The sequence below is a fragment of the Lutibacter sp. genome, assembly GCF_040883305.1.
In the GTDB taxonomy this organism is placed as follows: domain Bacteria; phylum Bacteroidota; class Bacteroidia; order Flavobacteriales; family Flavobacteriaceae; genus Lutibacter.
The window spans coordinates 1-7,613 of record NZ_JBFLKT010000379.1; the positions used below are offsets into that span (position 1 = coordinate 1).

General features: G+C 31.4%; 6 protein-coding genes. 3 read left to right on the plus strand and 3 right to left on the minus strand.

What is annotated here, in order from left to right; genetic code table 11:
- On the plus strand, positions 1 to 1,112 hold a 1,112-nt coding region (locus AB1Z17_RS12210), incomplete at its 5' end, for an SDR family NAD(P)-dependent oxidoreductase (protein WP_368052070.1).
- Positions 1,113 to 1,257: 145 nt separating this feature from the next.
- The gene (locus tag AB1Z17_RS12215) at positions 1,258 to 2,103 is read left to right on the plus strand and encodes a DMT family transporter (protein WP_368052071.1); all 846 of its coding nucleotides are present in this window, start codon (positions 1,258 to 1,260) and stop codon (positions 2,101 to 2,103) included.
- Between the two features lie 20 nt (positions 2,104 to 2,123).
- Here AB1Z17_RS12215 and AB1Z17_RS12220 read toward each other — a convergent pair whose 3' ends face one another.
- The 3 genes from AB1Z17_RS12220 to AB1Z17_RS12230 form a co-directional block, all read right to left on the minus strand.
- On the minus strand, positions 2,124 to 4,304 hold the full coding sequence (locus AB1Z17_RS12220) for an amino acid permease (RefSeq protein ID WP_368052072.1): 2,181 nt from the start codon (positions 4,302 to 4,304) through the stop codon (positions 2,124 to 2,126).
- Between the two features lie 269 nt (positions 4,305 to 4,573).
- Entirely contained in the window at positions 4,574 to 5,671 is a 1,098-nt protein-coding gene (locus AB1Z17_RS12225) for a 6-phosphofructokinase (protein WP_368052073.1), read from the minus strand.
- 48 nt (positions 5,672 to 5,719) lie between these two features.
- On the minus strand, positions 5,720 to 6,787 hold the full coding sequence (locus tag AB1Z17_RS12230) for a 6-phosphofructokinase (protein ID WP_368052074.1): 1,068 nt from the start codon (positions 6,785 to 6,787) through the stop codon (positions 5,720 to 5,722).
- 545 nt (positions 6,788 to 7,332) lie between these two features.
- Between AB1Z17_RS12230 and AB1Z17_RS12235 the strand changes: the two genes are divergently transcribed.
- The coding region (locus tag AB1Z17_RS12235; RefSeq protein WP_368052075.1) for a DEAD/DEAH box helicase at positions 7,333 to 7,613 on the plus strand (281 nt) is incomplete at its 3' end.

Genomic DNA, 7,613 nt, shown 5'->3' on the forward strand with positions numbered 1-7,613 from the left:
ATTATGCAAAACGCTTTCAAACAGCTGATGTTAAAGGACAAATAGCGGTAATAACGGGTTCTCGTTTAAAAATTGGATATCACATAACCTTAATGTTGTTGCGTGGTGGAGCAACTGTAATTGCAACAACACGTTTTCCAGTTGATTCCGCATTGCGTTTTTCTAAAGAAGCCGATTTTATGGATTGGGGACATCGCTTAAAAATTCACGGTTTGGATTTACGTCATATTCCAAGTGTCGAAATTTTCTGTAATTTTATTGAGCAGAAATATGATAAATTAGACATTCTTATTAATAATGCTGCTCAAACAGTTAGGCGTCCCGCTGGCTTTTATCAACATTTAATGCAAAATGAAGAGCGTCCAATAGAAACATTACCTCAATTTGCAAAAGAGTTATTGTTAGACCATACTAATTGTTTACAAGAATTAAAAGTGCTCACTTCAACGGTATCTTCCAATCAAAATATGCCTGTAACTTGGCACGGTCCAGAACCTGGTATAGGATTAAGAGCATCTGCCAAATTATCTCAAATTCCTTATAGTTTTGACAAAACACTTGTGGCAAAAGATATCTTTCCTGAAGGTGAATTAGATGCTGATTTACAACAAGTTGATTTAAGAAAAACAAATAGTTGGCGTTTAAAACTTGGAGAAATTGAAACTACAGAAATGATTGAAGTTCAGCTGGTTAATTCAGTAGCTCCGTTTGTTTTATGTAACCGTCTTTCTGAATTAATGAAAAAAGAAAATACAGGTAAAAAGCATATTATAAATGTATCTGCAATGGAAGGAAAATTTCACACTTTTTTCAAGGAGGCTAGACATCCACATACAAATATGGCAAAAGCAGCTTTAAATATGTTAACACATACTTCTTCTGGTGCTTTGGCAAAAGAAGGAATTTACATGAATGCTGTAGATACTGGATGGGTTACTGATGAAGATCCAGCAGAACTAGCTAAGAAAAAGCAAGAATTACACGATTTTCAACCACCCTTAGATATTGTTGATGGTGCTGCACGTGTAATGGATCCTTTATTTGAGGGTATTAATTCCGGGAAACATTGGTGTGGTAAATTCTTAAAAGATTATAGACCAATTAGTTGGTAAAAAAATGCTGATTCTAATAATTTAGTTTATATTTTTATTATTTTCGAATCGCTTTTTTAAGTTTTAAAATGAATGTAAAATACCTCTAAATTTTAATCCATAAAATAGCAAAACGTTAATTAAAAATTTTTATAGATCCAATACAATGGCCATTAGAAAAGCTATAAAATATATGCTTATCAGCACTTTAGCATTTGCTTGTATGAATGTTATAGTAAAATATTTAGAATATGTAAGTGCTTATCAAATTGTGTTTTTCAGGTCAGCAAGTTCTTTATTTTTTACGTTTGGCTTCCTTTTAAAAAACAAGATCCCAATACTTGGAAACAATAAAAAACTATTAATAACCAGAGGCGTTGTTGGAGTAACATCAATGACCCTTTTTTTTATGTCTACTAAATACTTGTCAATTGGTACGGCAGTATCTTTAAGGTATTTAGCACCAATTTTTGCAGGAATTTTTGCGGTTATTTTTATGAAAGAAAGAATATGGCCTTTACAATGGTTGTTTTTTATAATGGCATTTTTAGGAGTAGTTATTTTAAAAGGATTAGATACCGAACTAAATACATATGGGCTTTTACTTGTACTTTTAGCTTCAGTTACAAGTGGTTTGGTATATATTATAATTAGTAAAATAGGGAAGGGAGATCATCCTGTTGTTGTGGTTAATTATTTTATGATTATTGCAACATTAACAGGTGGGATTTTATCAATAAATAATTGGGTAAATCCTAAAGGTATTGAATGGCTGTTATTATTTAGTCTAGGTGTTTTTAGTTATTATGGTCAGGTTTATATGACCAAAGCATTTCAAACTGGTAAAACAAACCAAGTGGCTCCGGTTAAATATGTTGAAGTGATTTTTACAGTAATATTAGGTTTATTATTATTTAATGAAATTTATTCCTTTTGGAGTTTATTAGGTATAGCATTGATTATAGGTTCTTTGATATTAAATGTATTGTATAAAGAAAGAAAAAAAAGCTAATTCTTGTAACTTTACAGAAACTATTTAATTTCAATAAAATCCAAGTCTAATACATTAAAATTATTTGCCGCTTTCACCAATAAAGTTGAACCTATACTTTCAAAGAGTTGATTTGTTTTTAGTACAAACTCGGTTTGTTTTTCTATTTTATAATTTGGGATTCCAACAACAGTTAAATCTGTTTTTTCAGAATATTCTTCAATAATATTGTAAAAAGGTTTTTGTTCAACGGCATTATTAATAATTTCTATGTCAACCAATACTCTTAAGTCTTCAACCAATTTGCGAATTTTTGAATTTATAATTTCTTTATTAACATTATTATTATTTACAAAAAGTACTCTTATTTTAGTATTGTTCCAAAGTGGAGAAGCAATTATAAAACGTGCAATATTTAGCATCATTTCGGCGTTTTTACTATCGGTTTCTCGCCACCAAAAATCAACCGTTTTATACTTTCCAAACTTCTTTTTTCTATCAAAATCCAAATACAACAAATTATAATCCAGATGAAGTAATGTTTCTGTCATTTTAGAATATTCTACAGAATTTTCTAATCCCTTTGGCCAACCCATCATAATAGTATTTGGTTCAACACCAGAAAAACCATAGGTTGTAGCAATATTTGTAATTCCGTCGTATATATTGTCAACTTTAACTTGTCTAGCAAAAATCCCCAATTCAGCAAAAGTATCATCTCTAACAATTTGATCTACTTTTTTTAAGGGTTTTTCATTTTTTTTATCAAGAATCAATTTAAAATTTGTAACAATACCAGTTCTTCCAGAAACAGCTTTCCCTAATTGCAGTAAATACGATTGATGCTTACTTTCACCACTAAATAAAATAATATTAGGATTCCAATTCGAATTTTCATCAATATTGGCGTCAATTTTTTTTAAGCCTTTGTTTACAACATTTTCCCAGACACTTTGCCAAACATCATTAGATTGAAGTTTAACTTCTTTACGCTGCAACCAAAAATACAAGCCTGCAATAATGGCAAAAGCGCCAAACATTGCCAACATATCTAGCTTAAACATAACTGCAAAACAAGCTACAAAACCTAATAAACCAATCCAACTTTTAATTTTAAAAGATGGTTGAAAATCTGGATTAGCCCAACTTTCTAAAAAATAGGAAATGTTGATAAACCCATAAGCAGTTAAATAAAACATTGAAACAATTCGCGCAATTACATCTAATTCACCAACTAAAACACCGGCTTCAGCAATTATAAACACCAAAAATAAAGCATTAACAGGTTCGTTATTTTTTCCTCTTCCTTTTCTGAAAATTTTAGGAGTTACGTTATCAACGGACATTGCTTGTAAGATTCTGGGACCGCCAAGAATTCCACCTAAAGCAGAAGAAAGTGTAGCTCCCCATATTCCTGCAACCACGGCTGGAGCAAAAAGCGCAATTTTCATTAAAATATTATAATCAGTTTTTAACACTTCAGAATTAACATTAAAAGCTAAGAAAATAGCAACTCCTATATAAATAATAAGTCCAGTTCCAATTGCTAATAAAGTACCTTTAGGAATCGATTCTTTCGGGTCTTTTAAATCTCCGCTCATTGCAATTCCAGCTGTAAAACCAGTTACAGCAGGGAAAAAAATTGCAAAAACAACTTCTAAAGGAACAGTATCTGCCGAAGAAAAAAATTTAATCGTTTCAGGGTGAAAATCGGAGCTCCCAAAAAAGATTGCCACTAAAGAAACACTTATGGCTGCTAAAATAAAAAATTGTGCTTTTATAGCTACTGATGTGCTAATTAAAGCGAGACAGGTAATTGCCAACAGCGCTATTGTTCCAGTCAATCTTAAATCGTTAATAGTTAATCCAAATCCAAAATAACCATTAAAACTTTCAGCAAAACCAATTAAATACAACGCTATAGATAAAGCGGTACCAATATATAACGCAATACCAATTGAACCGCCAATAGGAATCCCCATACTTCTGGAAAGAATATAATAAACCCCACCAGCACCAATTTTTTTATCAGTTGCAATTGAAGATACACTTAAACCCGTTGAAACAGCAATTACATGTGCTAAAACAATAATCATTATAGCCCCGATAAGTCCTGCATTTCCAACTACCCAGCCTAAACGCATGTACATTATAACACCTAAAATAGTTAAGATAGATGGTGTAAAAACACCTGCAAATGTTCCAAACTTTTTTCCTTGCATTTTGTTGAGTTGAAATTTATTTATAGATTATTTCAAATTTGAAATAAATATAATTAAACTTATTTTAAAAAAGGAGGAAACCTAAAATCAATATTAGTAGAAAGTGTTTATAAAAATGCTTAAGCTTTTTTAATATTTTACAGATTAAAATTAGTGCATTTCACTTTCTTACGGGTAAAACAACAGATATTTAATTGATACTAGTTGTAAATAAATAAAAGCACACTATATTTATTAAAAAAAAGTGTGCTTTATAAAAATAAGTTTTATTAATTACCTAAACACATACCAATACCGCGTGCGGTTTTAACCAATGATGAATCTGGTTTTATAATATTATATTTACTAATTGCCTCTAAAAAAGGAACAGCTACAATGCTAGGATGTTGATATGCTACCATTTTACCAAAATCGCCCTCAAGTGCTAATTCCATTGCTTTAACACCAAATTGAGTTGCTAAAATACGGTCAAATGCAATTGGAACTCCTCCTCGTTGTAAATGTCCAAGTACTGTTTCTCTCATATCTGCATCGCAACCGGCAGTTTTTAAATCTTTCAATAATTTATTTGCAACACCACCTAATTTTAAATTAGCTCTCCCAACTTCATCGCTTTCTGTGGCTAAAACATTACCTTCCATTGGTTTTGCACCTTCTGCAATAACAATAATTACGTGCCCTTTTCCGTCTTTAAATCGTTTGTTTATTACGCCTAAAACTTTATTTAAATCGTATGGAATTTCAGGTATTAAACAAACTTCTGCGCCTCCTGCTAAAGCTGAACTTAAAGCTATCCACCCGGCATCTCGACCCATTACTTCAAGAATAATAACACGATTATGTGATGCTGCAGTAGTTACTAATTTATCAACTGCTTCAGTAGCAATTTGAACCGCCGTTTGGTACCCAAAAGTATAATCTGTTGCAGATAAATCGTTGTCAATTGTTTTAGGAACTCCAATTATATTTAGTCCTTTTTCAAACAGCGCTTGCGAAATACGTTGTGATCCATCTCCACCAATACTTATTACAGCTTCAACGCCCATATGCTTTAACTTTCGTATCATTTCATCAGAACGATCAATAAATGACCATGTTCCATCATTTTCTTTTACAGGCCAAGCCAAAGGACCACCTTTATTTGTAGTTCCTAATATAGTACCTCCTTGATAATGAATACCAGAAACTCGTTTTTCAGTTAACTCCATTATTTCTGTAGGTTCCCGTAAAACACCATCAAATGATTGTATACTTCCAATAACTTCCCAATCTTCAGTTTGTGCAGCGCGTTTAACAATTCCTCTAATAACTGCATTTAATCCTGGGCAATCGCCTCCACCAGTTAATACTAATACTTTTTTCTTCATTACTTCCTGTATGTTTTTTTAATGTTGTCTTCTACTTTTAATTAATTTCTAATCTCCAAAGCTAATTCCTATACCTTTTGCTGTATGAATTAAATTATGTGATAAATTAACCTTATTGTATTTGTCTATAACTTCCGTTAAATTTATATGTGTAAGTTCAGAATTTTTATGAATAGCCATAGTTCCAAATTTCTTTTCTTTCACTAATTCAAAAGCCTTAACACCAAGTTCTGTAGCTAAAATTCTATCAAATGCATTTGGTGTTCCACCGCGTTGCAAGTGACCTAAAATAGTTTCTCTAATATCAGCTTCAAAATTTATTTCTTTTAAAGCAGCGGTAATTTTACTCGCTATATTTCCAGAAATAGATGCTCCTTTTTTATCTTTAAAATGAGCTCCTTCTGCAACTACTATGTTTGCAAAACCACGACCATCAGCTGAATACCTAGATTTTAATTTTTTTATAACCTTATCCATACTAAATGGAATTTCAGGGATTAAACAAACATCTGCACCGCCAGCAACAGCAGCGTGCAAGGCTATCCAACCTGCATCACGTCCCATAACTTCTAATATTAAGACTCTATTATGTGAACTTGCAGTAGTTACTAATTTATCTACGGCTTCAGTTGCTACTTGAGCAGCAGTTTGAAAACCGAAAGAATAATCTGTTGAAGCTAAATCATTATTAATCGTTTTTGGAATTCCAATAATATTTACACCTTTTTGAGCTAGTTTAAGTGAGATTTTATGAGATTCATTTCCTCCTATATGGATGATAGCATCAAAACCAAATACTTTAAGGTTATATATCAGTTTGTCTGAAACATCTTCATTTAATATAGTTCCATCCTCTTGCTTTACAGGATAGCAAAAAGGATTTCGTTTATTGTTTGTTGTTAAAATTGTTCCTCCATAAATATGAATCCCTTCAACAATATCTTTGGTTAATGGCATTATTTCAAGTGGTTCTGCTAAAAAACCGTCAAAACCATTTATGCTTCCTATAATTTCCCAGTCCAGTTCTCTAGAAGCTCGCTTAACAATAGCACGAATTACAGCATTCATTCCAGGACAATCACCGCCGCTATTTACAATTAAAATTCTTTGTTTCATCTTATTTCCTTTATCTAAAGGATTATTAATTTAAGTAATAAATTGATTTTAAACTAGAGTAATGGAATACTCCGTAAAAGATGGCGAATTTATAAAATCAAGATGTAATTATTAATGATTAAAATCATACTAGCTGAAGTTTATTTAAATTCGTTTTTCATGAACATTGAGAAAAGAAGGAATGAAAGCCCTAGATACGTTCAAATTACTTTTTGACAATGTTAAAGTTCCAAAGGAAGTTTATTAGGAAAAGAAGGAAAAAGTTTTAAAATTATGATGACAGAATTGGCCAAAGAGAGCTTAACGATTGCGCAAAATCCTATTGATAAAGAAGAAGTAGTCATATTGAAAAAACAATAGGATATCCGCATGCAGATAACAGCGCCATTAGAATTTCTGAAGAATCCCATCATATTATGAAAGTATTGATTACTCGTGGTTTGTTTAAAGAATTGTTTTAGCAAATAAGTACACAACAAAAAAATAATAGTAAAAACGGCATCAATTTCTTATAAAAGTGTCGTTATCTTTGCAAAAAATATTTTATGTCAAAAAAGTTTTCTGATTTAGGAATCAATAAAGAATTACAACACAGTTTAGCCGATTTAAATATAGTTGTTCCAACACTTGTACAAGAAAAAACAATTCCACTTATTTTAAATGAAACTAAAGATCTTGTAGTTTTAGCAAAAACAGGAACTGGTAAAACGGCTGCTTTTGGACTTCCTTTATTACAACTAATTGACATAGAAAACCCAGCAATACAAACAGTTATTTTAGCTCCAACAAGAGAGTTAGGGCAACAAATTTATACAAATTTAGTTTC

Coding starts and splice junctions, on each gene's coding strand:
- AB1Z17_RS12215 (WP_368052071.1), top strand. CDS start 1,258: ATGGCCATTAGAAAAGCTATAAAATATATGCTTATCAGCACTTTAGCA.
- AB1Z17_RS12220 (WP_368052072.1), bottom strand. CDS start 4,304: ATGCAAGGAAAAAAGTTTGGAACATTTGCAGGTGTTTTTACACCATCT.
- AB1Z17_RS12225 (WP_368052073.1), bottom strand. CDS start 5,671: ATGAAGAAAAAAGTATTAGTATTAACTGGTGGAGGCGATTGCCCAGGA.
- AB1Z17_RS12230 (WP_368052074.1), bottom strand. CDS start 6,787: ATGAAACAAAGAATTTTAATTGTAAATAGCGGCGGTGATTGTCCTGGA.